Genomic DNA, 26,481 nt, shown 5'->3' on the forward strand with positions numbered 1-26,481 from the left:
GGTTAGGAGATAACCTAAATCATGTCAAAAGATAATTCATCCCCTTACCTGCCCGCGGAACTTTGCGGCCTGGCGGAAAGCGCTAAAATTGTTGGCGATCAATGGATTTTATTGATTTTAAGAGAGGCGTTTTACGGCGTGACGCGTTTCGAAACGATTCGCGCTCATACCGGAATGAGCAAACAGACGTTAACTCAGCGTTTAAAATTGATGGTTGATGTGGGGCTACTACGTAAACTTCCCTATCGCGAAGCGGGGGCGCGTGAGCGTTATGAATATACGCTGACCGAAAAGAGCCGCAGCCTGGCGCCGGTTCTTTTTGCCCTGATGGAATGGGGACATCAGCAACTCTTGCATACGTCGCCGCATATCCAGTTAGTAGATAAAACCAGCGGTGCGCCGGTGTCTCTGGCCTACGTCAATGCCGCAGGGCAGCGTATTGCGCAAAGCGATGTTCAGATAGTAAAAGTCCAGGATTGACCCCTGCAACACGCGGGCTGTCAGCCAGTAACAGGTCCCGTTTCCGGGACCTGTTTCGTGTAAGGAGGTTAGTCCTCCAGCGCGTAGGCGATGATATCGTCACCGACGTCCGGCGAGTGGCTGGCACCGCCGGCGGAAATCAGCACGTACTCTTTGCCGGTTTTCGGCGATTTGTAGACCAGCGGCGCCGCTACCGCGCCAACCGGCAAGCGAGCGCGCCACAGCTCTTTACCGCTGGCGGAATCCAGCGCCCGCAGATAGTTATCCTGGGTACCGGCGAAGAACACCAGGCCCGAGGCGGTGGAGGTTGGGCCGCCCAGCGTCGGCATTCCCAACGGGATATGCAGATGGGTTTTCATCCCCAGCGGCCCGGTATCTTCTACCGAGCCCATCGGCACCTGCCACAAGAGCTGACGGTTGTTCAGGTCAATAGCGCTCATGGTACCAAACGGCGGGGTATTACAGGGCACGCCCAGCGCGGACTGCAGGATGTCGATACGTACGCCGCCGTAAGGCCCGGCAACTTGCGGGCGAACGGTGCCCATAAAGCCAGGGACTTCGTCGGTGGAGACTTTGTATTTCGCCATCTCTTCTTTGCGCACCAGCGACATCCGCAACGGCATACGCATATCGTTGACGAACAGCGTGCCGGTACGTTCATCGATGGTGATGCCGCCCCAGTTCATGCCGCCGAGCAGGCTTGGCCACTCGATATACGGTTTCTCTGACGGCGGCGTATACATGCCAAGGTAGGTCGACTCTTTAAAATCGATACGGCACATTAGTTGGTCGAACGGCGTCACGCCCCACATTGATTTTTCGCTCAGCGGCTCGACGCCTAACTGCGGCATGCCGGTAGAGAACGGCTGGGTGGCAGACAGATGTTCGCCCTCCGCTCCCTGATGAGCGACCGGCAGTTCTTCGACGCGGGTCACCGGTTTGCCGGTGCGGCGGTCGAGCACGTAAATCTGTCCGGTTTTGGTGGTCTGGATCAGAACCGGCACGTCCTCGCCCTGCTCGTTTTTCATGTGGAACAGTACCGGCTGCGATGGCAGGTCGTAATCCCAGATATCGTGGTGAACGGTCTGGAAAACCCATTTTGTTTTACCGGTACTGGCATCCACCGCCACCACCGCGGAGCCATATTTCTCTTTCGCTTCATTACGATCGCCGCCCCAGTAGTCCGGCGGCCCGTTACCGGTCGGCAGATAAACCAGATTCAGCTCTTTATCAAAGCCGGGAATGGTCCACACGTTCGGCGTTTCGAGCGTATAAACGCGGCCTTTTTCCGGGTCGGTGATATTTTCCGGCTTGCCGACATCCCAGGCCCAGACGACTTTACCATCGCGTACGTCAAAAGCGCGTACGACCCCGGATGGCTCGCCGTGTACGATATCGCGTACCCAGCCGCCCAGCACCGCAATATGCCCCATGATCACCGGCGTTGAAGTCGGATGGTAGCGTTTGCTGTTTTCGGTGTCGCCCATGCCCTGCTTCAGATCCACGCTGCCGTGGTCGCCGAAGTCATCGCACAGTTCGCCGGTTTTTGCATTCAGCGCCAGCAGGCGCGCATCCACGGTCGATACCATGATCCGCTGCGGACACTGTTGCAGCGCCGGGCTCGCTTTTTCTTCCGCGCTGAGCGTATCGTCGCTCTGCACATCATAGTAACCCACGCCGCGGCAGGTCACATGTTCCGCTGTCTGCGCGTGCGGGTCAAAGCGCCAGCGCGCCTTGCCGGTATCGGCATCAATGGCGGTCACCACGTTAAGCGGCGTACAGGAATACAGCGTATCGCCAATTTGCAGCGGCGTATTTTCGTCAACGCCAATGGCCGGGCCGGTCAGGCGGCGGCCTGTGTGGTAGGTCCAGGCAACTTTCAGCTTATGAACGTTTTCCGGGGTAATATCTGTATACGGCGCAAAACGGGTGCCGGAGGCATCGCGGCCGAAGAATTCCCAGTTATCGCTTTTTGCCGCCTGCGTCGCGCTGTTGCCATTCGCCGCTTTCACGACGCCATTATGGATGCCGCCGTGCGGGTAGAACGCCGAAACCAGCGTCGCCAGCAGCGCAATAAAGATAACCGTCGCGCTCCAGTTCGCCAGACGCACGCGAGCCACCGGCATCGCCGCCGCCAGCCACAGGGCCAGCATCAGCATCAGCGCAGGAACCACCAGACGAGGGATCAAGCCCCAGTAGCTGAGCTGCACTTCATACAGCGCCCAGGCCAGCGTTAACAGAAAGGTAAGAACAGCAAGAGGAAGCGCGTATTGACTACGAGTGAAGTAACCGACGGCGATGATGAGATAAGCGAGACCGGCTAACAGATACCAGGCGCTGCCGCCGAGCGAGAGCAGCTTGCCCCCCCAGATAGTTAAGAAAATCCCAATGCCAAAACTCAGTAACACAAAAAGCAATCGGTATATGGTGAAGAAGATCCTTCGACCATGACCTTTTTGTTCGTCCATATTTCATCCCATTCGACATATGTCGATATAACCAAAGCATTTATTTTAAAGCGCCGATCGATAAGCGATGCCGTACAGCGCAGTTAACCTGTTGGTTGGACGCCCCAAACCAGGGCGAAGAACGTAAGAAAGTATATGGACATGTAAATTTTATGTAAAATTTAACCGCATAAAATGTTTAAAATTTTTTAATTTATAAACTGGATTTGATAGATGAGCAGGTTGTAAAGGAGAGTGGTGTTAGACGGGGCCGCAAGGAAGAAGATGGCATCAATCATGGCTTGCCGACCCGCCGCCCCCGGCGAATCGGCAATCCAGTATTATGGTTGGTTGGTGTTGTTACCTACGCTAATCTGCCGTAATGCTGCGATCAGATCCAACTGCGCCTGCTCTTTTAAACTCTCACGTTTAATGAACTGGCTGCGATGTTTACTTTTCACCTCTTCAAGACTTTTTTTAATCTCTTGTGGAGGTAATTTGTACCAACCGCGCCGCTGCTTCTCGCCGCCGATTTCTAACCACAACTCTGAGTAACTGGCTTTCACCTTGTCGCTCTTCACATGGTAGTCGCTGTCGATGGCGTAGATCTCACGGATATTAAAGTGGCGCAATAACCCGTACAGCAAGGTGATAATCAGGTTTTTTGGCCGCGTGCCGTAGAGCTCTTTGGTCAACGACTTCACTTCATCGTTGCTAATGTCTTTACCGCCCTGAATACCGCCAATCCACGCGCTTCCTTGATCCGTGCAGGAAAAACAGACGCTATATACGCGTTTATTTTCAAAGAACATCTGCAGCATCAGTTCCCCCTCTTCCTGGAACGGCGAGGCCAGAAGTTTCACTTCCAGGCTGGTTCCATTCTTCAACGGGATGGTAATCATCGAGCAACCGAACGACGATACATTATACAACTGCGGTAATATTTCCGTCTGAAAGCTTTTTTCAATAAAATTCAAAGCGCCATGGGCAATATTCAGTTTAGCTCTTTTCGACATTCGCTTATTTAAATATGCCTTAAAAGGTTTATCTTCAAAATGTACCAGCCCCGGTGTCGTACTGGTCAATTTTGCACATGTGTATGTCTGGCAAAGCCGTTGATATTCCTTGTACTTACCTCCTGTTAAAGGTATTTCGCGACATTTTCGCAATACCTTTTTATATTTAAGTTTTACGTGACAAATGACTTTATTATTTCTCCGCCATTCTTTGATGGCAGATGCTGTTATCGATACCATTGATCAAGGTCCATAGACTCATCCATAATCGCGGCCATATTACCATATCTGAAACGGGTCAATCGTTATTTACTGGTTCGTTGTCATTTCATTTAAGAAACAATCCGAAAATTATCATTTTATGCTTTCATATAATAAATGAATAATGTCAACTATGAATAATAGCGGTTATTGACTAATACCCCTCCACTCCGCTACCAAAAACAAGCTGACGATTAACGCTCTGTGCGATAGCTTCGGGCGCGGGGTGCAACCTTCCATTGTTTTGACCTATACTCTGCCGACAGTCAAAAAAGTAGCAAAGTGGGTAACTCATGGAAATTGATCTCGACAACCTGGTGTTTAGTGGCCTGGAAGAAGCGGAAGAACGTAACGCTGAACGCCTGGACGAAGCGGACAAAAAAGCGCAGGCGATTGTTGCCGATGATGATTGCGGCGATGCCTGCAAAATCTGATGATTAAACCGGCTAACAAGGCCGGTTTTTTTATCTGTGAACGACCTAAGCGGGCAAAAAACCCTTCAGCGTTTCCAGCAGCGCCTGCGCCGCTTTCGACAACTGCATATGTCCGGCGTGAATAACGCCAATACACTTTTCAATCGGCGGATCGCTTAACGGCAGACAAACCGCTCCCAGCGACTGCATCTGCGACTGGCATAACGCGGGCACCGCGCTGCCGCCCAGACCGCTGGCGACCATCCGCCCAACGGTGACCAACTGATGACTTTCCAGCGCCACGTCCAACTGGCTGCCGCTGCGCGCCAGCTCTTCTTCCAGCATCAAACGCACCGCCGACGGTCGCTGCAGGGTAATGAAATCCAGCGTCAGCAGTTCACGCCAGCTTAACTGCTTTTTACTCGCTAAAGGCGACGTTTTCGGTACGATCGCCACAAAGCGATCCACCGCCAGCGGCGTAAACAACAGATTGTTGCCTGGCGATGGCTCAAACGCGATCCCCATCTCCACCCGGCCTTCGCGCACCATCTCAATCACCTGCTCATTAATCACGTCATGCACCGTCACGTTGACTCCCGCATAGCGGTCGCGAAAGGCTTTAAGCACTTCCGGTAGCACGTTAGCGGCAAACGACGGCATCGCGGCGACGGAGATCTTTCCCCGCTGCAGGGTGAAACTTTGCCGCATCGCCTCTTCGGCATTGTCCCAGTCCGCCAGCAGCTGGCGGGCCATCGGCAGAAAGGTCTCTCCCTCCTGGGTTAAGGTCACTTTGCGGGTGCTGCGCTGCAGCAACGCGCCGCCAAGCGCCTCTTCCAGCCCCTTGATGGTCAAACTCAGCGCCGGCTGCGACAGGTTCAGGCGCTCGCTGGCGTGGGCGAAATTGAGAGTGTGAGCTACCGCTAGAAACGCGCGTAACTGTTTGACACTCATTCTCATTTTTCCACCTGTTAACTAATTGAAAGAATTTAGTTAACGATAAATTAATAAAAAATCCAAATGAGTGGGTCACAAATTCAAAATTATCAAATCAGTCGGCGCCCTTAATGATAGAGCCATCGCAAGGCAGGAGAAAAATGATGGCAGGACTGGATAAGCGCGTCGCCAGCTATGAAGCGGCGCTGGACGGATTAACCGATGGCATGACGTTACTGGCCGGCGGCTTCGGCCTGTGCGGCATTCCGGAAAACTTAATTGCCGAGGTCAAACGCCGCCAGGTACAGGGCCTGACGGTAGTTTCTAATAACTGCGGCGTCGATGGCTTTGGTCTCGGCATGCTGCTGGAAACGCGCCAGGTGCGCAAAGTCGTGGCTTCCTACGTGGGAGAAAACGCCCTCTTCGAACAGCTGGTACTAAGCGGCGAACTCGCCGTGGAGCTGACGCCGCAAGGGACGCTTGCCGAGAAAATTCGCGCCGGCGGCGCCGGGATCCCTGGATTCTATACCGCGACCGGTTACGGCACGCCGGTGGCGCAAGGCAAAGAAGTGCGTCAGTTCGACGGTAAAAATTACATTCTCGAAGAGGCCATTCGCGGCGATTTCGCCCTTGTAAAGGGCTGGAAAGCCGACTGGTTCGGTAACGTGGTCTACCGCCATACCGCGCAGAATTTTAACCCGTTGATGGCCACCGCCGGGCGGATCACGGTAGTGGAAGTCGAAGAAATCGTCGCGCCGGGCGAACTCCCTCCTTCCGCCATCCACACGCCCGGTATTTATGTCGACCGGCTGATCGTCGGGCAATTCGAAAAACGTATTGAACAGCGCACGCTGCGTGCCGGAGGGAACTTAACATGTTAACTCGCGAACAAATGGCGATGCGCGTCGCCCAGGAACTGCGCGACGGCGATTATGTCAATCTCGGTATCGGCATTCCCACGCTGGTCGCTAACTATATTCCCGCCGGTATTGAAGTGATGCTGCAGTCCGAAAACGGCCTGTTGGGGATGGGCGAATTTCCCGATGAGTCGACTCTCGATGCCGACATGATTAACGCCGGCAAGCAGACCGTTACCGCCCAAACCGGGGCGGCTATCTTTGACTCCGCCCAGTCCTTCGCCATGATCCGCGGCGGCCACGTCGATCTCACGGTTCTGGGCGCTTTTGAGGTCGATGTCGCGGGCAATATCGCCTCGTGGATGATCCCCGGGAAAATGGTGAAAGGCATGGGCGGCGCCATGGATCTGGTGGCCGGCGCGCAAAACATCATCGTCGTGATGACGCACGCTTCGAAAAACGGCGAATCCAAACTGCTGGCGCAGTGCACCCTGCCGCTCACCGGCGCGGGCTGTATTCGCCGGGTACTGACCGATCTCGCGCTGCTGGAAATTAGCGACGGCGCCTTTGTTCTGCACGAATACGCTCCCGGCGTCAGCATTGACGAAATTGCCCGTAAAACGGCTGGACGGCTGGTCATTGCCGATGACGTCCGCGAAATGCGCTTCAACTAAGGAGGCAATATGAAAGAAGTCGCTATCGTCTGTGCGCTACGTACGCCAATCGGCAGTTTTCGCGGCGCCTTATCTTCCCTTTCCGCCGTCGAGCTTGGCGCCGCCGTAGTGCGTGGTCTGCTTGAACGCACACAGCTACCGGCCAGCGCCGTTGACGAACTGATTTTTGGCCAGGTATTAACCGCCGGCTGCGGACAGAATCCGGCGCGACAAACCGCGCTGCGCGCCGGGCTACCGGTTGAAACCCCGGCCGTTACCGTCAATCTGGTTTGCGGTTCCGGGCTGAAAGCCGTGCAACAGGCAGTACAGGCCATTCGCAGCGGCGAGGCGGAGATCGCTATCGCCGGCGGCCAGGAGAGCATGAGCAATGCTCCGTATCTGGTTCAGGGCGCGCGCGATGGTCTGCGCTTCGGCCATGCCAGCATGCAGGACAGCATGATTCAGGACGGATTATGGGATGCGTTTAACGACTATCACATGGGCATCACCGCCGAGAACCTTGCCGACGCCTTTGACATCTCCCGCCCCCAGCAGGATGCCTTCGCCGCCCTTTCGCAGCGCAAAGCCGCCGCCGCGATAGCCGCCGGACGCTTTCAGGCTGAGATAGTGCCGCTGAGCGTCCCTCAGGGTAAAAAAGCGCCGCGCAGGGTGGACGCAGACGAACAGCCGCGCCCGGAAACCAGCGAACAACAGCTGGCGCAGTTGCGCCCGGCCTTCCGCACGGAAGATGGCAGCGTTACCGCGGGCAATGCCTCTTCGCTCAACGATGGCGCGGCGGCAGTCTTATTGATGAGCGTCGATAAAGCGCGGCAGCTTGGCTTGCCGGTGCTGGCGCGAATAGTCAGCTCTGCGGTGGCCGGCGTCGATCCGTCCGTGATGGGTATCGGCCCGGTAAGCGCTTGCCGGAAGGCGCTGCAGCGCGCCGGCTGGGCGCTGGAGGAGGTGGACCTCATCGAAGCCAACGAGGCCTTTGCCGTACAGGCGCTGGCAGTCGGTAAATTGCTTGAGTGGGACAACCAGAAGGTCAACGTCAATGGCGGCGCTATCGCGCTCGGCCACCCGATTGGCGCCTCAGGATGTCGCATTCTGGTTAGTCTGCTGCACGAAATGCAGCGCCGCGATGTCAGCAAAGGCCTGGCGACGCTTTGCGTCGGCGGCGGTCAGGGTATCGCGATGACCATCGAACGTTAACAGGAGCCACTATGTTTACACCACAACTGGCGGTACTGGGCGCCGGCCTGATGGGCGTCGGCATCGCCTGCCATTTTGCCCGCCACGGCCACGCCGTACGCCTCTACGACACCGACCCGGCGCGCATTAGCGAGATCCAGAGCGTCGCCGCCGCCATTTTGCGCGAGCTTGAAGAGTGCGAGCAGTTTGACGCCGCTCAGCGTGCGTCGGTGCTCTCGCGCCTCTCCGGCACCACGGCATTAGGCGATCTTGCTGACGCCAGCTTGCTGATCGAAGCGATTCCGGAGCGTCTGGCGCTCAAGCACGCCTTATACCGGGAACTGGAAACGCTGATCGCCGACGAAGCTATCATCGCCAGCAACACCAGCGGACTACCGCCGGATCGGCTGGCGCAGGGGATGCGGCATCCGGAGCGCTTGTTAATCGCCCACTTCTGGCATCCGCCGCATTTTATCCCGCTGGTGGAAGTGGTGCCGGGTAGCGCTACCCTGCCGCATCTCGCCAACCAGGTCAGCGACTTTTTATCCTCCTGCTCGCTGGAAGCGGTAGTACTCAACCGCGCCGCGCCGGGGTTCGTCGGCAACCGACTACAGTTCGCCCTGCTGCGCGAAGCGCTGCATATCGTCAAGAGCGGCATCGCTTCGCCGGAAGTGGTCGACAAAGTGATGCGCGCCTCGCTCGGCCGCCGTTACGCGATGGTCGGCCCGCTGGAAGCCGCCGATATGACCGGTCTGGCGACCGTCCAGGATATCTGCCAGCACCTGCTGCCGGAACTGGCCACGGGCAGCGACATGATGTCGCTGGTCGCCGACAAGGTCGCGCAAGGCGATACCGGCGCCCGTAGCGGGCAAGGTTTTTATCGCTGGGATGAGGCCCGGCAGAAACGAATACAGTCGCGCCGTGAACATCAGCTGCGCTACGCCCTGAAACCGTAACTTCTCGTTTTGTACCCCGACAATAACAATGATAGTGAGGAGTCGTAATGAGTGTGTTGATCGCCCTGGCCGCGCTGGCATTACTGATGCTGGCTGCGTATCGTGGATACAGCGTTATCCTGTTTGCCCCTATCGCCGCGCTTGGCGCGGTTCTGCTCACCGACCCGAGCGCGGTAGGCCCCACCTTTACCGGCCTGTTTATGGAAAAAATGGTCGGTTTCGTGAAGCTCTATTTTCCGGTATTCCTGCTCGGCGCCGTCTTTGGCAAGCTGATTGAGCTGTCGGGCTTCTCACGTTCGATCGTCGCCGCCGCGATTCAAATTCTCGGGCGGCGACATGCGATCCCGGTGATCGTGCTGGTCTGCGCCCTGCTGACCTACGGCGGCGTTTCGCTGTTCGTGGTGGCGTTTGCGGTCTATCCCTTTGCCGCCGAACTGTTTCGCCAGAGCGGTATCCCGAAGCGGCTGATCCCGGCAACCGTCGCGCTGGGCGCGTTCTCCTTCACTATGGATGCCCTGCCGGGCACCCCGCAGATCCAGAACATTATCCCCACCAGCTTTTTTGGCACCAACGCCTGGGCCGCCCCCTGGCTTGGGTTGATAGGTTCACTGTTTATCATCACCTTCGGTTTACTGTGGCTGGAACGACAGCGGCGTAAAGCGCTCGCGAATGGCGAGGGTTACGGTACCGATCTGCAAAACGAGCCGCAGACGCCGGATAACATCAATCTGCCGCATCCGCTGATCGCCATTGCCCCGCTGCTGCTGGTCGGCGTGCTGAACCTGCTGTTTACCCGCTGGATCCCGCAGTGGTATGGCGCCAGCCACGAGCTGACCCTGCCTGGGCTTGCCAAACCCATCGTCACCGAGGTCGGCAAAATCACCGCTATCTGGGCCGTCGAGGCCGCGCTGCTGTCCGGCATCGTCGTGGTGCTGTTGTTCGGATTTCGCAATATCCGCGGCCGTCTGGCGGAAGGCAGCCGTACGGCGGTGGGTGGCGCGATCCTCGCGGCGATGAATACCGCTTCGGAATATGGTTTCGGCGCGGTGATTGCCGCCCTGCCGGGTTTCCTGGTGTTGTCGAAAGCACTGACCGCTATTCCCAATCCCCTGTTAAACGAGGCGATAAGCGTCACCGTACTGGCCGGGATCACCGGTTCCGCCTCCGGCGGAATGAGCATCGCGCTGGCGGCGATGTCAGATACCTTCGTGGCCGCCGCGCAGGCCGCCAATATCCCGCTTGAGGTACTGCACCGCGTCGCGTCGATGGCCAGCGGCGGCATGGATACCCTGCCGCATAACGGCGCCGTCATCACGCTGCTGGCAATCACCGGCTTAAGTCATCGCCAGGCTTACGGCGGCATTTTCGCCATTACGCTTATCAAAAGCCTCGCGGTTCTGTTTGTCATTGCCGTGTTCTATTTAACCGGCATTGTCTGATGCCTGATGTAAGGAGTAATGAAATGAATTTAAACGGTAAAACAGCGCTGGTCACCGGCTCCACCAGCGGTATTGGTTTAGGCATTGCCAAAGTACTGGCGCAGGCCGGCGCGCAGCTGGTGTTGAATGGTTTTGGCGACAGCACGAGCGCGCGAGCCGAGGTTGCCGCGCTGGGTAAAATTCCCGGCTATCACGATGCCGACCTGCGCGACGTCGGGCAAATTGAAGCCATGATGCGCTATGCCGAAAGCGAATTTGGCGGCGTCGATATTGTGATTAATAACGCCGGTATCCAGCATGTTGCGCCGGTGGAGCAGTTCGCGGTGGAAAAATGGAACGATATTCTGGCGATAAATCTGTCCAGCGTTTTCCACACCAGCCGCCTGGCGCTGCCGGGCATGCGCGAGCGCAACTGGGGGCGGATTATTAATATTGCCTCCGTGCATGGGTTAGTCGCCTCGAAAGAGAAATCCGCCTATGTCGCCGCTAAGCATGGGGTGATTGGTTTTAGCAAAACGCTGGCGCTGGAGACCGCGCGTACCGGCATTACCTGCAACGCGATTTGCCCCGGTTGGGTGCTGACGCCGCTGGTTCAGCAGCAGATCGATAAACGTATCGCCGAGGGGGCCGACCCGGAGCAGGCCAGAGCGCAGCTGCTTGCCGAAAAACAACCCTCCGGCGAATTCGTGACGCCTCAGCAACTGGGGGAAATGGCGCTATTTTTATGCAGCGACGCCGCCGCGCAGGTTCGCGGCGCGGCGTGGAATATGGATGGCGGCTGGGTGGCGCAGTAACGCTAACCCAACGGAGAAAAGGTCAGCGTATCTCCGTTGGGTCACGCTATGCGCCCCGGGAATTAGAACATCTCCAAAAATCGCTTCACCGTACGCGAGCGCTCAAAACGGCGCCAGGCGATGGCAATATCGGTCTTGACCGGCGTCCCCTGTATCGATTGATAGCTGACGTTGGGCAGCGCGATACAGGTCATCGACTGCGGCACCAGCGCGAAACCAAATCCGGCGTTTACCATACTCAGCGACGATGAAATCTGCGACGACTGCCTGGCGCGGTTCATATCAATACCGGCGCGCAGGCAGCTATTGAACACCAGCTCATACAAACCCGGCGCCACTTCACGCGGGAAGAGGATCGGCGCGACGTCCCGCAGCTGCTCCAGCGCCAGCGTTGGCTCCGCTGACAATGGATTATCGCGCGGCAGTGCGATGACCATTGGCTCCTCATCAATGATACGCAGATTAAACGCCTTGCTGCTTTCGCACGGCAGGCGGACAAAGGCGATATCGATCTCCGCCTCGCTCAGCGCCGCCATCAAATTCGCCATGTTGCCTTCCTGTTGATGGAGGGCGACGCCCGGATGTTCTAGCTGAAAACGGTGCAGCAAGGTGAAGATTTGCGGATGGAAAGCATCAGAACTGGTAATACCTAACGACAGACTGCCGTTCATGCCGCGGGCAATGCCCTTGGCCTTTTCCAGCGCCGCATCGCTCAGCGCGAGGATTTGGCAGGCATCTTCATAAAAGGACTCCCCGGCTTCGGTCAGCTCCACCCCGCGGGTTAGCCGACGCAACAGCGGAGTGCCAACCTCTCGCTCAAGCCGCTGAATTTGCTGACTTAACGGTGGCTGTGAGATACCCAGTTCTTTCGCTGCCCGGGTGAAGTGCCGCGTCCGGGCGACGGCGACAAAATAGCGTAGATAACGAAGTTCCATATCGAAAACGTCTCAAACCAGCATGATTTCTATATTGGAACTGTGAGCTGAATCGGGTCAACCTTTATTTAACCTTTCTTATATTTGTTGAACGAGGAAGTGGCTCATGAATCATGCTTCAGATTGCACCTGCGAAGAGAGTCTGTGTGAAACGCTACGCGCGTTTTCCGCCCAGCATCCCGATAGCGTGCTATATCAAACTTCGCTGATGAGCGCCCTGCTTAGCGGCGTCTACGAAGGTACCACCACCATTGCGGACCTGCTGAAGCACGGCGATTTCGGGCTCGGCACTTTTAATGAACTCGACGGCGAGCTGATCGCGTTTAGCAGCCAGGTGTATCAACTGCGTGCCGACGGCAGCGCGCGTAAAGCGCGTCCGGAACAGAAAACCCCGTTTGCGGTAATGACCTGGTTTCAGCCGCAGTACCGTAAAACCTTTGACCATCCGGTCAGCCGCCAGCAGCTGCATGAGGTTATTGACCAGCAAATCCCTTCCGACAATCTGTTCTGCGCGCTGCGAATCGATGGTCATTTCCGCCACGCCCATACCCGCACCGTGCCGCGTCAGACGCCGCCCTACCGGGCGATGACCGACGTACTCGACGATCAGCCGGTGTTCCGCTTTAACCAGCGTGACGGCGTACTGGTCGGTTTTCGTACCCCACAGCATATGCAGGGAATTAACGTCGCCGGCTATCACGAACACTTTATCACCGATGACCGCCAGGGCGGCGGCCACCTGCTGGACTACCAGCTCGACAGCGGGGTGTTGACCTTCGGCGAAATTCATAAGCTGATGATCGATCTTCCCGCCGACAGCGCGTTCCTGCAGGCCAATTTGCATCCCGACAATCTCGATGCCGCCATCCGTTCAGTAGAAAGTTAGGAGGTTCACATGGACAAACAGTATCCGCTGCGCCAGTGGGCGCACGGCGCCGATCTGGTCGTCAGCCAACTGGAAGCGCAAGGTGTACGCCAGGTCTTCGGGATCCCCGGCGCTAAAATCGATAAGGTTTTCGACTCGTTACTGGACTCCTCAATCCGCATTATTCCAGTGCGCCACGAGGCCAATGCCGCCTTTATGGCCGCCGCGGTCGGGCGTATTACCGGCAAAGCGGGCGTCGCGCTGGTGACCTCCGGTCCGGGCTGTTCCAACCTGATAACCGGCATGGCCACCGCTAATAGCGAAGGCGACCCGGTGGTGACGTTGGGCGGCGCGGTCAAACGCGCCGATAAAGCCAAACAGGTGCATCAGAGTATGGACACAGTGGCGATGTTCAGCCCGGTCACCAAATACGCCGTGGAAGTGACCTCGCCGGATGCGCTGGCGGAAGTGGTTTCTAATGCCTTTCGCGCCGCCGAGCAGGGGCGCCCGGGCAGCGCCTTCGTCAGCTTGCCGCAGGATGTCGTCGATGGTCCGGCGACCGGCAAAGTGCTGCCCGCCAGCAGCGCGCCGCAGATGGGCGCCGCGCCTGACGAGGCAATCAATCAGGTCGCGAAGTTGATTGCCCAGGCGAAGAATCCGGTGTTCCTGCTTGGATTGATGGCCAGCCAGACGGAAAACAGCGCCGCGCTGCATCGTTTGCTGGAAACCAGCCATATTCCGGTCACCAGCACCTATCAGGCAGCCGGGGCGGTCAATCAGGATAACTTCTCGCGCTTCGCCGGGCGCGTCGGGCTGTTTAACAATCAGGCCGGTGACCACTTATTGCAACTGGCCGACCTGGTTATCTGCATCGGCTATAGCCCGGTGGAATACGAACCGGCGATGTGGAACAGCGGCAACGCGACGCTGGTACATATCGACGTACTGCCCGCCTATGAAGAGCGTAACTACACGCCGGATGTCGAGCTGGTGGGCGACATCGCCGGCACGCTGAACAAGCTGGCGCAAAATATCGATCATCGGCTGGTGCTCTCGCCGCAGGCCACTGAAATCCTCCACGACCGCCAGCATCAGCGGGAACTGCTTGACCGCCGCGGAGCGCAGTTGAATCAGTTCGCCCTGCACCCGCTGCGCATCGTTCGCGCCATGCAGGATATCGTCAACAGCGACGTCACGCTGACGGTCGATATGGGCAGCTTCCATATCTGGATCGCCCGCTATCTCTACAGCTTCCGCGCCCGTCAGGTGATGATCTCCAACGGTCAGCAAACCATGGGCGTCGCCCTGCCGTGGGCCATCGGGGCCTGGCTGGTCAATCCGCAGCGCAAAGTGGTCTCGGTCTCCGGCGATGGCGGTTTTCTGCAATCCAGTATGGAGCTGGAAACGGCGGTCCGCCTGAAAGCCAACATCCTGCATCTTATCTGGGTCGATAACGGCTACAACATGGTTGCTATCCAGGAAGAGAAAAAATATCAACGCCTGTCCGGCGTCGAGTTCGGGCCAATGGATTTTAAAGCCTATGCCGAATCCTTCGGCGCGAAAGGGTTTGCGGTGGAAAGCGCTGATGCGCTGGAGCCGACGCTACGCGCGGCGATGGACGTCGACGGCCCGGCGGTGGTCGCCATCCCCGTGGATTACCGCGATAACCCGCTGCTGATGGGCCAGCTACACCTGAGTCAGATTCTTTAAGTCATCACAAAAGGAAATGGAAATGAAAAAAGTCGCACTTGTCACCGGCGCCGGTCAGGGCATTGGTAAAGCTATCGCGTTACGCCTCGTGAAGGACGGTTTTGCCGTGGCGATCGCCGATTACAATGACGCTACTGCAAAAGCCGTGGCGGATGAAATCAATCAGCACGGCGGCCGGGCAATCGCGGTCAAAGTCGATGTTTCCGACCGCGAGCAGGTGTTTGCCGCCGTCGAACAGGCGCGGAAAACGCTGGGCGGATTCAACGTCATCGTCAACAACGCCGGGGTTGCGCCATCGACGCCTATCGAATCCATTACGCCGGAGATTGTCGACAAGGTCTACAACATCAACGTTAAAGGGGTGATCTGGGGGATTCAGGCGGCAGTCGATGCCTTTAAAAAAGAGGGTCACGGCGGCAAAATCATCAACGCCTGTTCGCAGGCCGGCCACGTTGGCAACCCGGAACTGGCGGTCTACAGCTCGAGCAAATTCGCCGTACGCGGTTTAACGCAAACCGCCGCCCGCGACCTGGCGCCGCTGGGTATTACCGTCAACGGCTACTGCCCGGGGATTGTGAAAACGCCGATGTGGGCCGAGATCGATCGTCAGGTTTCCGAAGCGGCCGGTAAACCTCTGGGCTATGGCACCGCAGAATTCGCCAAACGCATCACCCTTGGTCGCCTGTCGGAGCCAGAAGATGTCGCCGCCTGCGTCTCTTATCTTGCCAGCCCGGATTCCGATTATATGACCGGTCAATCGCTGCTGATCGATGGCGGCATGGTATTCAATTAATAAAAAAATAAGCTCTGACATGGTTTGCCCCTGCCTGTTCGCAGGGGCTTTTTTTCGTCTGTTACGCCGTTATTTTGCCGGATGGCGGCTACGCCTTATCCGGCCTACGGCCCTGCCGGTACCAATGGCCTCAAACCCCCCGGTGGCGCTGCCGCTTACCGGGGCTACAGCGCTGTGCGATTTGGTAGCCCGGAGAAGGCGCAACGCGCCGCCTCCGGGCCCCCCCCTGTGCGACAAAACCGTTGCCAACCGATAACAGTATCTACTACCGAGCCTGCTGCGCCTGCGCCAACTGGCGGGCAATCGCCTCGCGGCGGGCATCGCCCTCCGGCAACAACATCAGCAGCTGCTGTAGCGCCGCTACCGCCTGCGGATAGTCTTCATTACGTACCGCGCTGAGCGCCAGCATCTCCAGCACCGGCAGATTTTTCGGCTGCCGCTGATGCAGCTCGCGCAGCAACAGCTCGCCCATCCGCATCTGCGCGTTATCGCCCGCCCGCACCAGCGCGCTGGCGTAATCGAAACTTGCCGCCGGGTCATCCGGCGCCAGCTTATGCGCCCGCCCGAACGCGCCGATCGCCGTCTCGCCATCGTTTAGCAGCAGGCCAAGCCGTCCAAGCAGTTGCCAGCCGGCGAGATCGTCAGGGCTATCCTGCAGATGGCTGCGCAGCCCAAGCCTCAGCTGGGCCAACTCATCCATCCGCAGCGGCGCCGCGGTCGGATCTTTCGCCTGCGCCAGCAGCGCGGGATAATGGCGCTCGCTTTGTCGCCACAGCAGCACCTGACCCACGTCGCTGGTTTTCAGATAGAGCCCGCCGCTGACGAAGACCAATAACAGCGCCCCCGGTAGCAGCAACCAGCGGCTAAGCGGCCGAACGCGCGTCGGTTCCTGCGGCGAAATATCCGCCAACAACGTCCGTTGCAGCTCGACGATCATCGCTTCATTACTATCAGTGCGCTCCTGCTCAAGTTCGCGCAGTCGGGACTGGTACAGCGAGCGGTTAATGTCATTGCGATCCGCTGCTGTTTTCTGTTGCCGCGACCGGCGGTAACGCGGATCGAGCATGCAACATAACCCACCCAGCGCCATCAGTACGCCGCCGTACCAGATCCAGCGCACGAACGGTTTATAGTACAGACGCACCGCCCAGCTGCCATCATCCAGTTCTTCACCCAGCGCAGCGTAAAGATCGCGGGTAAACCCGCCGCTGATGGCCGCTTCGGTCATCATCATCCGGCTGGCGGTGTAAAAGCGTTTTTCGGCATACAGCGTGGCTTCCGGGCGACCGTTGCGGCTGACGGCAATCACCCCCTCGCCGCCGCTCCAGTTCGGCCCGACGATATTACGCACGCCCTTGAAGACGAAGTGATAACGATGAATATCTAGGCTGTCGCCAGCCCGCATGCGGACATCGCGCTCGATGCTGTAGTTCTGGCTGAAGGTGATGCCAATAACGGTTACCGCCACGCCGACATGGCCGAACACCATGCCCCACTGGCTGCGCGTTAAGGTACGCAGGCCGCGCCAGAAACCGTGGCGATGCGTGGCCCGCTCGTGGACTTCAATCAGCGCGAAGATAAGCACCCACAGCGCCATCATCAGGCCGATGACCGCCATCGCGGTGATGCGGTCCTGAAGCAGCCATGGCAACGCCAGAGAAAGTGACAACGTCACCAGAAGAGATGTCGCCAGTCGTTTAAGCTGTTTACCCGGCAGGTCGCGCCGCCAGCGAATCAGCGGCCCCAGCCCCAGCAGCAGCGCAAACGGCGCCATCAGCGCGGTGAACATGGTATTGAAGAACGGTTCGCCGATCGATATCGTCCCCAGACCCAGCGCTTTGTGCACCAGCGGCAGCAGCGTGCCTAACAGCACCACCAGCATCGCGGCCATCAGCAGAATATTGTTGCCAAGCAGGAACGACTCGCGCGACCAGAGCGTATGTTCCACTCGCGCCCGCACTCGCCCACCTTTCACCGCATACAGCAGCAGCGAGCCGCCAATCGCGAGGGTCAGCAAGGCAAGAATAAACATCCCGCGCGCCGGATCGGAGGCAAAGGAGTGCACCGATACCAGCACGCCAGATCGCACAAGGAAAGTCCCCAACAGGCACAGCGAAAACGCAGCCAGCGCCAGCAGCACGGTCCAGGCGCGGAAGCTGCCGCGCTTTTCGGTTACCGCCAGGGAATGCAGCAACGCGGTGCCAACCAGCCACGGCATAAACGAGGCATTTTCCACCGGGTCCCAGAACCACCAGCCGCCCCAGCCCAGTTCGTAATAGGCCCACGCCGAGCCCAGCACGATCCCAAGTGTCAGGAACATCCACGCCGCCTGCGTCCACGGGCGCGACCATCTCGCCCATGCGGTATCCAGCCGCCCCGCCAGCAGCGACGCAATCGCGAAGGCGAAGGCCACCGAGAAGCCAACGTAGCCCATGTAAAGGATTGGTGGATGAAAAATCATCCCGATATCCTGCAACATAGGATTGAGATCGCGGCCATCTACGGGATACAGCGGCAGGCTGCGGCTGAACGGATTGGAGGTGAACAGGATAAATAGCAGGAAACCGAAGGCGATCATCCCCATCACCGCCAGCACCCGCGCCACCGCGTCGGACGGCATCTGTCGGCTGAAGAGCGCGACGGCGAACGTCCACACGCTGAGCAGCAGCACCCACAGCAGCAAAGAGCCTTCGTGCGCTCCCCAGGTAGCCGCCACCCGGTACCACACCGGCAGCGCGGTGTTGGAGTTTTCCGCCACGTAGCGGATGGTGAAGTCATTGATTACAAAGGCATGCACCAGCAGCGCAAACGCGCCGATGATGCAAATAAACAGCGCGCAGGCCAGCGGCCGGGCTAATGCCATCAACCATCGTTCCTGACGCGCCGCGCCCCATAGCGGAAAGATACTTAGCAGCAGCGCCAGCCCCGCCGCCAGACACAGCAGATAGTTGCCCAGTTCCGGCATCATGGCTGTGTCCCCTGTTGTTCAGGTGTCATCACGTTTTTTACCTCAGGCGGGGCGAATCCAGTGCCCCGCCCCGGCCCAGTTACTCTGCAGCAGCCGGCAGTTTCGAGACGTCGGCGTTACCTAACGCCTTTTCATCGCGAATCATCGACTTATCTTTACGTACTTTCGCCACATCGCTGGCGCTCACCGGCGGCGCGTTGTTGCCCCAACTGGTGCGGATGAAGTTGACCACATCCGCGACCTGTTGATCGTCAAGGCGCCAGCCGAACGACGGCATGGTCAGGTTCGAGACCGCATCCTTCACCGCCGGCGTGGTGTTGCCGGTCAGAATGATGTGAATCAGCGAGGTCGCATCTTCAGTCTGTACCACCGGGTTGCCTTTCAACGACGGGAACGCGCGTTTATAACCGACGCCGTCGGTACGGTGGCAGGCGGCGCAGTTATCGACGTACAGCGCCGCGCCGGTTTTGCTGTCATCGCCTTTCCACAGATCTTTCGCCACGCTATCTTCAACCGGAGCTGGCGTCTGTTTACCGCCGCGCGGCGGTAACGACTTCAGATAGCGGGCAATAGCGGTGATATCGTCATTCGAGAGATACTGCAGACTGTGCTCAACCACGTCGCTCATGCCGCCGAAGACCACGGATTTATCATTGCGCCCGGTTTTCAGGAACTCGGCCAGCTCGGCTTCGCTCCAGCTCCCCAGACCGTCGCGATTTTCACCGCGCAGGCTGGAAGCCACCCAACCGTCAATCGGCGCATTGCTACCCGCCAGGTAATCATCGCCTTCGCTTTCGCTAAGCGCTTTTTCCTGCATCGTCAGGCTACGCGGGGTGTGGCAGGCGCCGCAGTGGCCAAGCCCTTCCACCAGGTAACGACCGCGCTCCAGTACAGGATCCACCTGCGGATTGGCGACAAAGTCGCTCGGCGTCGGGGCGAAGATGCCGCGCCAGAACGCCAGCGGCCAGCGCATCGACAGCGGCCACGGGATGTCCGTGTCTTTGTTGGCGACGTTCACCGGCTCCACGCCGTGCATAAAGTAGGCGTACATGGCGCGCATATCCGCTTCGTTGATACGGGCGAAGGAAGGATACGGCATCGCCGGATAGAGCGTGGAGCCGTCTTTACGCACGCCTTTACGCACCGCGTCGTCAAACTCTTCGAAGGTATAACCGCCAATACCGTGCGCTTTGTCCGGCGTGATGTTGGTGGAATAAATGGTGCCGATCGGCGTTTCCATCGGCAGACCGCCGGCAAAAGGTTTGCCCTCTTTACCGTTGGTGTGGCAGGCCACGCAGTCGCCGGCGCGCGCCAGATATTCGCCCTGCTTAATCAGATTGCTGTCCGCGGGCACCTCTTCGGCGAACGCCGCGCAGCTTAACGCACCGAGAACCAGTGCCGATAACCATTGCATTTTCATGATTTGCTTTCCCTTATGCCTGCACCAATGGACCCGGATTTCTCAGGTACTGTTCGCGGATAGCCTTCGCCGACCAGTAGGCCAGCGCGGCAACGGTACCCGTCGGGTTGTAGCCCAGCCCCTGCGGGAAAGCGGAAGCGCCGATGACAAAGACGTTATGCACGTCCCAGCTCTGCAGATAACGGTTCACCGCGCTGGTCTTCGGATCTTCGCCCATCACCGCGCCGCCGTTCATATGGGTGGTCTGGTAGCTGGTGGTGTCAAAGTGGCTATTGGCGTTTTTCGGGCTGCCGAGCATATATTTCGGCTTCATCGCTTTGGCGATCGGCGCCATCTTATCGAACATAAACTGCGCCATCTTGATGTCGTTTTCCTGCCAGTCGAAGGTCATGCGCAGCAGCGGCTGACCAAAGACGTTTTTGTAGTTCGGATCAAGATCGAGGTAGTTCTGGCGATAGGACTGATGCGCGCCGTGGGCATCCATCGACAGGTGGTGCGTGTAGGTGTCGGCCACCGCCGATTTCCACTTACTGCCCCACGCCGGGGTACCCGGAGGCACCGGCAGGCCGGAGATAGGCTTGGTCCCCGCCTGGTTAACCCAGAACGGCGAACCGCCGACGAAGCCCGCCGCGCCGTGATCGAAGTTATCGGCGTTGAAGTCATCGACGCCGACGCCGTTGCCGCCCGCGCCGATGAACGGGTTGGTGAAGGTATCTTTATCGAAAATGGCCTTGATAGTGGTCATGTTTTGATAGGCGAAGTTACGCCCGACCACCCCTTCGCCAGTCTCAGGATTGTACGGTTTACCAATCCCGGAAAGCAGCATCAGATGCACGTTATGGAACTGGAAGGCGCCGATAATCACCAGATCCGCCGGCTGTTCCAGTTCACGGCCCTGACCGTCGACATAGGTCACACCGGTGGCGCGGGATTTATCGTCAGTCAGATTGACCTTCAGTACATTGGCGTTGGTACGCAGTTCAAAGCGTTTTTCCTGGCGCAGCGCCGGCAGGATGTTCACGTTCGGCGAGGCTTTCGAATACATGTAGCAGGCGTAGCCGCTGCAGAAACCACAGAAGTTACACGGCCCCATCTGCGCGCCATACGGGTTGGTATAGGAGTCGGAGGTGTTTGCTGACGGCAGGTTATAGGGATGATAGCCCACTTCCAGCGCCGCTTTTTCAAACAGCTGCGCCGACCAGGTATTTTTCTGCGCCGGCAGCGGGAAATCGTCCGAGCGATCCGGCGCGAAGGCGTTACCGCCGCGGCCTTTACCGACAACCTTCCCTTTGACCGACCAGGCGGTACCGGAGGTGCCAAAGACTTTTTCCGCTTTATCGAAGAACGGTTCCAGTTCGTCGTAGGTGACGCCGAAATCCTGGATGATCATATCCTGGGGAATGAAGTTTTTGCCGTAGCGCTCTTCATAGCGGCTGCGCATACGCAGTTCGATCGGATCGACGCGGAAATGCACGCCGGACCAGTGCAAACCCGCGCCGCCAACGCCGGTGCCCGGCAGGAAGGCGGCCAGTTGACGGTAGGGAACCGCCTGCTGGCTGGTGTTGTGACGAATCGTCACCGTGCTTTTAGAGAGATCCTGGAACAGCTTGCGGCGGATGTTATAGGTCAGCTCATCGATAACCTGCGGATAAGCGCCGTCCGGCCAGGTATCGCGCATCGGACCGCGTTCCAGCGCGACGACGTTGAGCCCCGCTTCGGTCAGCTCTTTGGCCATGATCGCGCCAACCCAGCCGAAGCCAACGATCGCCACATCGGTTTTTTTCAATACGGTCGCCATGATTACGCCCTCTCCCCATTAATTGATACCGGTGGGAAGGGATAGCGTTCGCCTCGTTCAACCCAGTCCATAAAGTCGGCGCGCGCGCCGGGAAAATTAATCAGCGTCCAGCCGACCATGCCTTTATTGCCGCCATGGATAGGGTCGCTAAAGAAGCCTTCGCGGGTGTTTTGCAACAGATAGGAGAAAAACAGCGAGGCCGGCAGCTGTTTGAACTGCGCCTTGCCGGATTCCCACAGACCGAGCGCCTCATCCTGCTGCTCGCCGCTCAGTTCAGCAAAGCTCTTGTGATACTGGTTTTGACACCACTCTTCGGCATCGGCGATACCGAGGTTATAAATCTGTTTTGGTACCAGCGGCAGCTGGTAGCCCATCTCTTTCGGTACGTCGGGGTTAAATGGCCCCTGCATATACCAGATGGAACCGGTAGCATAAGGGGTGTTGAGCTGACGGTCGATAAATTCCGGCACACCGGCCTCTTTGGCGCCGGGACCGAGTTCATCGGCCGGGATTAAGCGAGCGACGGCGGCGTTGATAAACAGCCACTCGCGATCGTTGAAGAATTGCGGCTTCCAGTCGCTGGATGCCGCGTTGCCACCGGCTGAGGGTGCGGAGGCCGCCTGTGCCGTGGCGCTCGCCGCCACGCCAATGGCGCCCACGCTGCCGCCGCCGATGACTACCGTTGGAATCAAGGCCATTGATTTTACTAAAAAATCACGCCTTGAATTGTTGGTTTTCTCGCTCGACATAATCACATTCCTGTCAATTAAAAATACTGTTTTGTCGCTTACAAGCCCAGCAAATCCCGCTCTGGTACCGATACCATTGAACTGTTGCGAAACAGACCGTCTGGCTTTGGCCAATAAGACGTACAATAAATCGCCAATAGCGATAAGATTTATAGGGTTATCGTTTGGATATTAGACGATTCTCAACGTAACGCGGGAAAATGGCGCAAATATTCACCGGGTTGTCACGATAAGATCGGGCATTTAATAACCTGAGAGCGGTAAGTCATGCGGAAATTTCGCGCCTTTGGTTTTACCAAAGCGCCAATAAAGGGTGATATGTATCACATTTGTTATTTTTTGTTTATGGTACATGGCAGATTAAGCACCTGTAAATACTCGCTTAATGAATAATTAAACAATTCGAGCTGTTAAATTAGTTAATCACCGTTGTTAATTAAATCAGTATCTGTGCCCTTCTCATTTTAACGACACGGTGATGTCGTACAGATATTCCCAATAACGAGGAGAATTTATGTTCGATCATGTCAAATTTGGCGTCAGTGATTATGCCGCGAGCAAGGCATTCTTTTTACAGGCGCTGGCGCCGCTCGGCGTGACGCTGGCAGGCGAAGGCGAGCCAGCTTACGGCGCGGAGTTAGCCGGGGCGAACGATGCCTCTTTATGCCTCTATCAAAGCGAAGATAAACCCGCGCCGCTGCATATCGCCTTTTGCGCCGACAGCCGCGAGCAGGTTGATGCCTTCTGGCACGCGGCGCTGGCCGCCGGAGGCAAGGATAACGGCGCGCCGGGACTGCGGCCTAATTACCACGCCAATTACTACGCCGCCTTTGTCATTGCGCCAGATGGACACAATATCGAAGCGGTGTGTCATCTGGCGCCCTAAGCAAAGTTTATCGCTGCGGGAAGATCCACACATCGTCCGCGGGCAGCGTCAGGTGACAATGTTCGGCGTCACGCAGGGCCGTGCCGTAGGCGCGAATCGCAAAGTCATCGCCCTCGGTGCGGAACAGATATTCCCACCGATCGCCGAGGTACATGCTGGTCAGCAGCGGAAGTTCCAGGCTGTTATCCTGCGGCGAGCAGTCAAGTCGCAGGCGTTCGACGCGGATCACCGCCGTCGCCGGCTGGCCAACGCTTATCCCCTCGCCCGCGCGGCCCCATAGCGCCCAGCTGGCGCCTTCAACCCGCGCGCGTCCGTTCTCCAGCGCCGTCACCTTACCGTGCAGGCGGTTATTGCTGCCCATAAACTCGGCGGCGAACAGAGTAGCTGGGTTACCGTACATCTCCTGCGGCGTCCCCTGCTGTTCAATCACGCCGTTGTTAAGCAGCAAAATGCGATCGGAGATCGCCATCACTTCATTCTGATCGTGGGTAACCATCAGCGCCGACAGGCCCAGCTTAATAATGAGCTCGCGCAGAAATACCCGCGCCTCTTCACGCAGCTTGGCGTCGAGGTTGGATAGCGGCTCATCCAGCAGAATAACCGGCGGGTTATAGACCAGCGCCCGCCCAATTGCCACGCGCTGCTGCTGGCCGCCGGAAAGCTGGTGCGGGTGCCGGTTGCCCAGATGTCCCAGACCTAGCTGCTCGAGTACGCTCTGCACCCGCTGTTTAATCTCGCCGCTGGCCACCTTACGCAGTTTCAGCGGATAGGCCACGTTGTCGAATACCGTTTTATGCGGCCACAGGGCGTAGGACTGGAACACCAGCCCGAGATTACGCTCTTCCGCCGGGATCTCGCTACGCGGGCTGCCGTCATAAACCACGCTATTGCCAATGGTGATCCGCCCGGCGGTCGGTTTCTCCAGACCAGCAACCGCACGCAGCAGCGTGGTTTTCCCGCTGCCTGAAGGGCCGAGCAGCGACACCACCTCTCCGCGTTTGAGCTCCATCGACACCCCTTTCAGCACCGGGTTGTCGCCATAGGTCAGATGTAAATTGTCTACCGATAACTCAATCATGTAATTTCACTCCAAAGCGCAGGGCGATACCCAGACCGACTACCACCAGCAGAATATTGATAAACGATAGCGCCGCGACGATATCAATGGCGCCCGCCGCCCACAGAGAGACCAGCATCGAACCGATCGTTTCAGTGCCTGGCGACAACAAATAAACGCCGGTTGAATACTCGCGTTCAAAGATCAGGAACATCAGCAGCCAGGAGCCGATAAGCCCGTAGCGCGCCAGAGGAACAGTGACGTGGCGGGTGATTTGCCCGCGAGAGGCGCCGGTGCTGCGCGCGGCCTCCTCCAGCTCCGGCGCCACCTGCAGCAGCGTTGACGAGATAAGGCGCAGGCCGTAGGCCATCCACACCACCGTATAGGCCAACCAGACGCTGAAAATGGTGTTGCGCAGCGCGCGCAGTTGCACGATAAGGTGTTCGCGCAGCCAGTCGGCGACCGGCAGCGCCGAGAGCCAGCCGTTTTTCAGCGACTGATCGAGCCACATCGGCACAAACAGAAACACCCACAGAAACGCCAGACCGGCCAACAGGCCCGGCACCGCACGCGGTACCAGCACGCTGTAGTCGAGAAAACGCGTCACGTTATCCGGCTTACGGTGCATGGCGATACCGACAAACAGATAGCAGACCACCGCCAGCGCGCCGCCGATAATCCCGATCGCCATCGAGTTGACGATCGCCCGCAGCAGGTTCGGCTGCTGCCAGATGTTGCGGAAAGTCGCCAGCGACAGCTCATCCCATAGCGAAACGCCAACGCCCCAATTGGAAATAAAGGCCCGTAGCGCCACGCCCAGCAGCGGGACGCCGATGGTCACGGTCAACCACGCCACCACGACCGCGCCCGCGACCCAACGCCATTTCCCCAGCGGCAAGGCGCGCGACTGCGACGCTTTACCTTTCATGGTCACGAAGCGGTTGGCGGTACGCATCAACCGGCGCTGCAACATCACCAGCGGAATGGTAATGCAGATTAACACCACCGCGACCGCCGCCATCAGATGGTAAGAAGGCGTTCCCAGTTTATTGGTCAACTTATAGAGATAGGTCGCCAGCACCATGTTGCCCTCCGGATCGCCGAGCACCAGCATCAGGCCAAAGACCTCCAGGCCGAGGAAGAACAGCAGCACGCAGGCGTAGAGAATGGACGGCCGTACCATCGGCAAGCTCACCGAGGTCATCACCTGCAGCGGCGTGGCGCCGACGGTACGCGCCGCCTCTTCCACGTCCGAACCGACGCTACGTAGCGCCGAGGAGATATAAAGATAGGCGTGCGGGACGTGCGTTAAACCGGCGATTACCACGATGCTGAACATCGAATAGATATTCCACGGCACAAAACCAAGCCACTCCTGCGCCCACTGCGACAGGAAACCGACCGGCCCGGCGGCCACCACGTAACCAAAGCCCAGCACCATCGGCGAGACGAAAATCGGCACCAGGATCAGCGGCTCAATAAAACGTCGCCCGGGTAAATCGGTGCGAACCATTAAAAAGGCCAGAATGCCGCCCAGCGGAATCGCGATAATGACCAGACCAAAGGCGAGAATAAATCCGGAGCGTAAGGCCAGATAAAAATCCGGATCGGTAAAAATAAAACCGAAGGCTTCGAGGCTCCACTCTTTTGAGCGGGCAAAAAATGGCGCGGAAAGAAAGCTTTGCGCCACGATAAATAATAGCGGAACGTAAATCATCAGCGCCGCAATCAATACCACCATGCCACGCGGTAGTCCCTGCCACTTTCTGCGTAAAATGTTCATCTTTAATTCCCCTGGCAAAGTGCAGAGATAAATTATCAAGAAGAGATATGAGTACTTATTTACTGAACACTGATAAG

The 26,481-nt window shown here is 57.9% G+C and carries 22 protein-coding genes and 1 pseudogene; 12 read left to right on the forward strand and 11 right to left on the reverse strand.

The annotated features are described in order from the left end of the window. Positions 1 to 21 precede the first annotated feature (21 nt). A complete protein-coding gene (locus tag ABLV66_RS14070; protein ID WP_047046525.1) occupies positions 22 to 480 on the forward strand; it encodes a winged helix-turn-helix transcriptional regulator in 459 nt (152 codons plus the stop codon). Between the two features lie 68 nt (positions 481 to 548). Here the strand turns inward: ABLV66_RS14070 and ABLV66_RS14075 are convergent, their stop codons facing one another. After that, positions 549 to 2,948 carry a membrane-bound PQQ-dependent dehydrogenase, glucose/quinate/shikimate family gene (locus tag ABLV66_RS14075; protein ID WP_348877058.1) on the reverse strand — a complete coding sequence of 800 codons (2,400 nt, stop codon included), beginning with the start codon at positions 2,946 to 2,948 and terminating at the stop codon, positions 549 to 551. Between the two features lie 320 nt (positions 2,949 to 3,268). Beyond that, positions 3,269 to 4,183 carry a DUF535 family protein gene (locus tag ABLV66_RS14080; RefSeq protein ID WP_320482541.1) on the reverse strand — a complete coding sequence of 305 codons (915 nt, stop codon included), beginning with the start codon at positions 4,181 to 4,183 and terminating at the stop codon, positions 3,269 to 3,271. 314 nt (positions 4,184 to 4,497) lie between these two features. On the opposite strand from ABLV66_RS14080, the gene ABLV66_RS14085 reads away from it, so the two are divergent. Next, the gene (locus ABLV66_RS14085; protein ID WP_015705194.1) at positions 4,498 to 4,638 is read left to right on the forward strand and encodes a hypothetical protein; all 141 of its coding nucleotides are present in this window, start codon (positions 4,498 to 4,500) and stop codon (positions 4,636 to 4,638) included. A 45-nt stretch (positions 4,639 to 4,683) separates the two neighbouring features. Here ABLV66_RS14085 and ABLV66_RS14090 read toward each other — a convergent pair whose 3' ends face one another. Continuing rightward, entirely contained in the window at positions 4,684 to 5,574 is an 891-nt protein-coding gene (locus tag ABLV66_RS14090) for a LysR family transcriptional regulator (RefSeq protein WP_020079025.1), read from the reverse strand. A gap of 140 nt (positions 5,575 to 5,714) precedes the next feature. Between ABLV66_RS14090 and ABLV66_RS14095 the strand changes: the two genes are divergently transcribed. Genes ABLV66_RS14095 through ABLV66_RS14120 form a run of 6 tightly spaced genes read left to right on the forward strand, consistent with a single transcriptional unit; the run spans position 5,715 to position 11,440 of the window. Beyond that, a complete protein-coding gene (locus ABLV66_RS14095) occupies positions 5,715 to 6,431 on the forward strand; it encodes a CoA transferase subunit A (protein WP_348877157.1) in 717 nt (238 codons plus the stop codon). Beyond that, on the forward strand, positions 6,425 to 7,081 hold the full coding sequence (locus tag ABLV66_RS14100) for a CoA transferase subunit B (protein WP_045397682.1): 657 nt from the start codon (positions 6,425 to 6,427) through the stop codon (positions 7,079 to 7,081). Before ABLV66_RS14095 ends, ABLV66_RS14100 begins: the two co-directional genes overlap by 7 nt. A gap of 9 nt (positions 7,082 to 7,090) precedes the next feature. Further along, positions 7,091 to 8,272, forward strand: a complete 1,182-nt coding sequence (locus ABLV66_RS14105; protein ID WP_348877059.1) for an acetyl-CoA C-acetyltransferase — start codon at positions 7,091 to 7,093, stop codon at positions 8,270 to 8,272. A gap of 11 nt (positions 8,273 to 8,283) precedes the next feature. After that, entirely contained in the window at positions 8,284 to 9,207 is a 924-nt protein-coding gene (locus ABLV66_RS14110) for a 3-hydroxyacyl-CoA dehydrogenase family protein (RefSeq protein ID WP_063414375.1), read from the forward strand. A 47-nt stretch (positions 9,208 to 9,254) separates the two neighbouring features. Continuing rightward, positions 9,255 to 10,646, forward strand: coding sequence for a GntP family permease (locus ABLV66_RS14115; protein WP_348877060.1), 1,392 nt, complete (start codon positions 9,255 to 9,257; stop codon positions 10,644 to 10,646). A gap of 23 nt (positions 10,647 to 10,669) precedes the next feature. After that, positions 10,670 to 11,440, forward strand: a complete 771-nt coding sequence (locus tag ABLV66_RS14120; RefSeq protein ID WP_032707870.1) for a 3-hydroxybutyrate dehydrogenase — start codon at positions 10,670 to 10,672, stop codon at positions 11,438 to 11,440. 62 nt (positions 11,441 to 11,502) lie between these two features. On the opposite strand, the gene ABLV66_RS14125 is transcribed toward ABLV66_RS14120, so the two are convergent. Continuing rightward, complete coding sequence (locus tag ABLV66_RS14125; RefSeq protein WP_045397688.1) at positions 11,503 to 12,375, reverse strand: LysR family transcriptional regulator; 873 nt, start codon at positions 12,373 to 12,375, stop codon at positions 11,503 to 11,505. Between the two features lie 106 nt (positions 12,376 to 12,481). Here ABLV66_RS14125 and budA point away from each other — a divergent pair, with 106 nt between their 5' ends. From budA to ABLV66_RS14140, 3 genes are read left to right on the forward strand one after another with little or no spacing between them, the layout of a single operon-like run. Beyond that, positions 12,482 to 13,261 carry an acetolactate decarboxylase gene (gene budA / locus ABLV66_RS14130; protein ID WP_047078441.1) on the forward strand — a complete coding sequence of 260 codons (780 nt, stop codon included), beginning with the start codon at positions 12,482 to 12,484 and terminating at the stop codon, positions 13,259 to 13,261. 9 nt (positions 13,262 to 13,270) lie between these two features. Further along, the gene (alsS, locus tag ABLV66_RS14135) at positions 13,271 to 14,950 is read left to right on the forward strand and encodes an acetolactate synthase AlsS (RefSeq protein WP_348877061.1); all 1,680 of its coding nucleotides are present in this window, start codon (positions 13,271 to 13,273) and stop codon (positions 14,948 to 14,950) included. A gap of 22 nt (positions 14,951 to 14,972) precedes the next feature. After that, positions 14,973 to 15,743 carry a (S)-acetoin forming diacetyl reductase gene (locus tag ABLV66_RS14140; protein WP_045397690.1) on the forward strand — a complete coding sequence of 257 codons (771 nt, stop codon included), beginning with the start codon at positions 14,973 to 14,975 and terminating at the stop codon, positions 15,741 to 15,743. Between the two features lie 265 nt (positions 15,744 to 16,008). Here ABLV66_RS14140 and ABLV66_RS14145 read toward each other — a convergent pair whose 3' ends face one another. The 5 genes and pseudogenes from ABLV66_RS14145 to ABLV66_RS14165 all read right to left on the reverse strand — a co-directional run bounded on the left by ABLV66_RS14145 (position 16,009) and on the right by ABLV66_RS14165 (position 22,681). After that, positions 16,009 to 16,533: a tetratricopeptide repeat protein gene (locus ABLV66_RS14145; RefSeq protein ID WP_430915640.1), complete on the reverse strand. Its 525-nt coding sequence runs from the start codon at positions 16,531 to 16,533 to the stop codon at positions 16,009 to 16,011. Positions 16,534 to 16,599: 66 nt separating this feature from the next. After that, positions 16,600 to 18,711: pseudogene (ccmI, locus tag ABLV66_RS14150) on the reverse strand (c-type cytochrome biogenesis protein CcmI); the annotation flags it as partial. Between the two features lie 79 nt (positions 18,712 to 18,790). Then, positions 18,791 to 20,134, reverse strand: a complete 1,344-nt coding sequence (locus ABLV66_RS14155; protein ID WP_308926740.1) for a c-type cytochrome — start codon at positions 20,132 to 20,134, stop codon at positions 18,791 to 18,793. 10 nt (positions 20,135 to 20,144) lie between these two features. After that, the gene (locus ABLV66_RS14160) at positions 20,145 to 21,929 is read right to left on the reverse strand and encodes a GMC family oxidoreductase (RefSeq protein ID WP_348877063.1); all 1,785 of its coding nucleotides are present in this window, start codon (positions 21,927 to 21,929) and stop codon (positions 20,145 to 20,147) included. A 2-nt stretch (positions 21,930 to 21,931) separates the two neighbouring features. Continuing rightward, positions 21,932 to 22,681 (reverse strand): gluconate 2-dehydrogenase subunit 3 family protein, encoded by a 750-nt coding sequence (locus tag ABLV66_RS14165; RefSeq protein WP_161799853.1) that lies wholly within the window; start codon positions 22,679 to 22,681, stop codon positions 21,932 to 21,934. Between the two features lie 511 nt (positions 22,682 to 23,192). Here ABLV66_RS14165 and ABLV66_RS14170 point away from each other — a divergent pair. Continuing rightward, positions 23,193 to 23,564 (forward strand): VOC family protein, encoded by a 372-nt coding sequence (locus ABLV66_RS14170; RefSeq protein WP_020079032.1) that lies wholly within the window; start codon positions 23,193 to 23,195, stop codon positions 23,562 to 23,564. 7 nt (positions 23,565 to 23,571) lie between these two features. Here ABLV66_RS14170 and ABLV66_RS14175 read toward each other — a convergent pair whose 3' ends face one another. Then, positions 23,572 to 24,642, reverse strand: coding sequence for an ABC transporter ATP-binding protein (locus ABLV66_RS14175; protein WP_348877064.1), 1,071 nt, complete (start codon positions 24,640 to 24,642; stop codon positions 23,572 to 23,574). Further along, the gene (locus ABLV66_RS14180; protein WP_348877065.1) at positions 24,635 to 26,404 is read right to left on the reverse strand and encodes an ABC transporter permease; all 1,770 of its coding nucleotides are present in this window, start codon (positions 26,402 to 26,404) and stop codon (positions 24,635 to 24,637) included. The genes ABLV66_RS14175 and ABLV66_RS14180 overlap by 8 nt, the downstream gene beginning before the upstream one ends. Positions 26,405 to 26,481 lie beyond the last annotated feature (77 nt).

It is taken from the genome of Klebsiella sp. CN_Kp073 (assembly GCF_040065495.2).
GTDB classification, from domain to species: Bacteria; Pseudomonadota; Gammaproteobacteria; order Enterobacterales; family Enterobacteriaceae; genus Klebsiella; species Klebsiella aerogenes.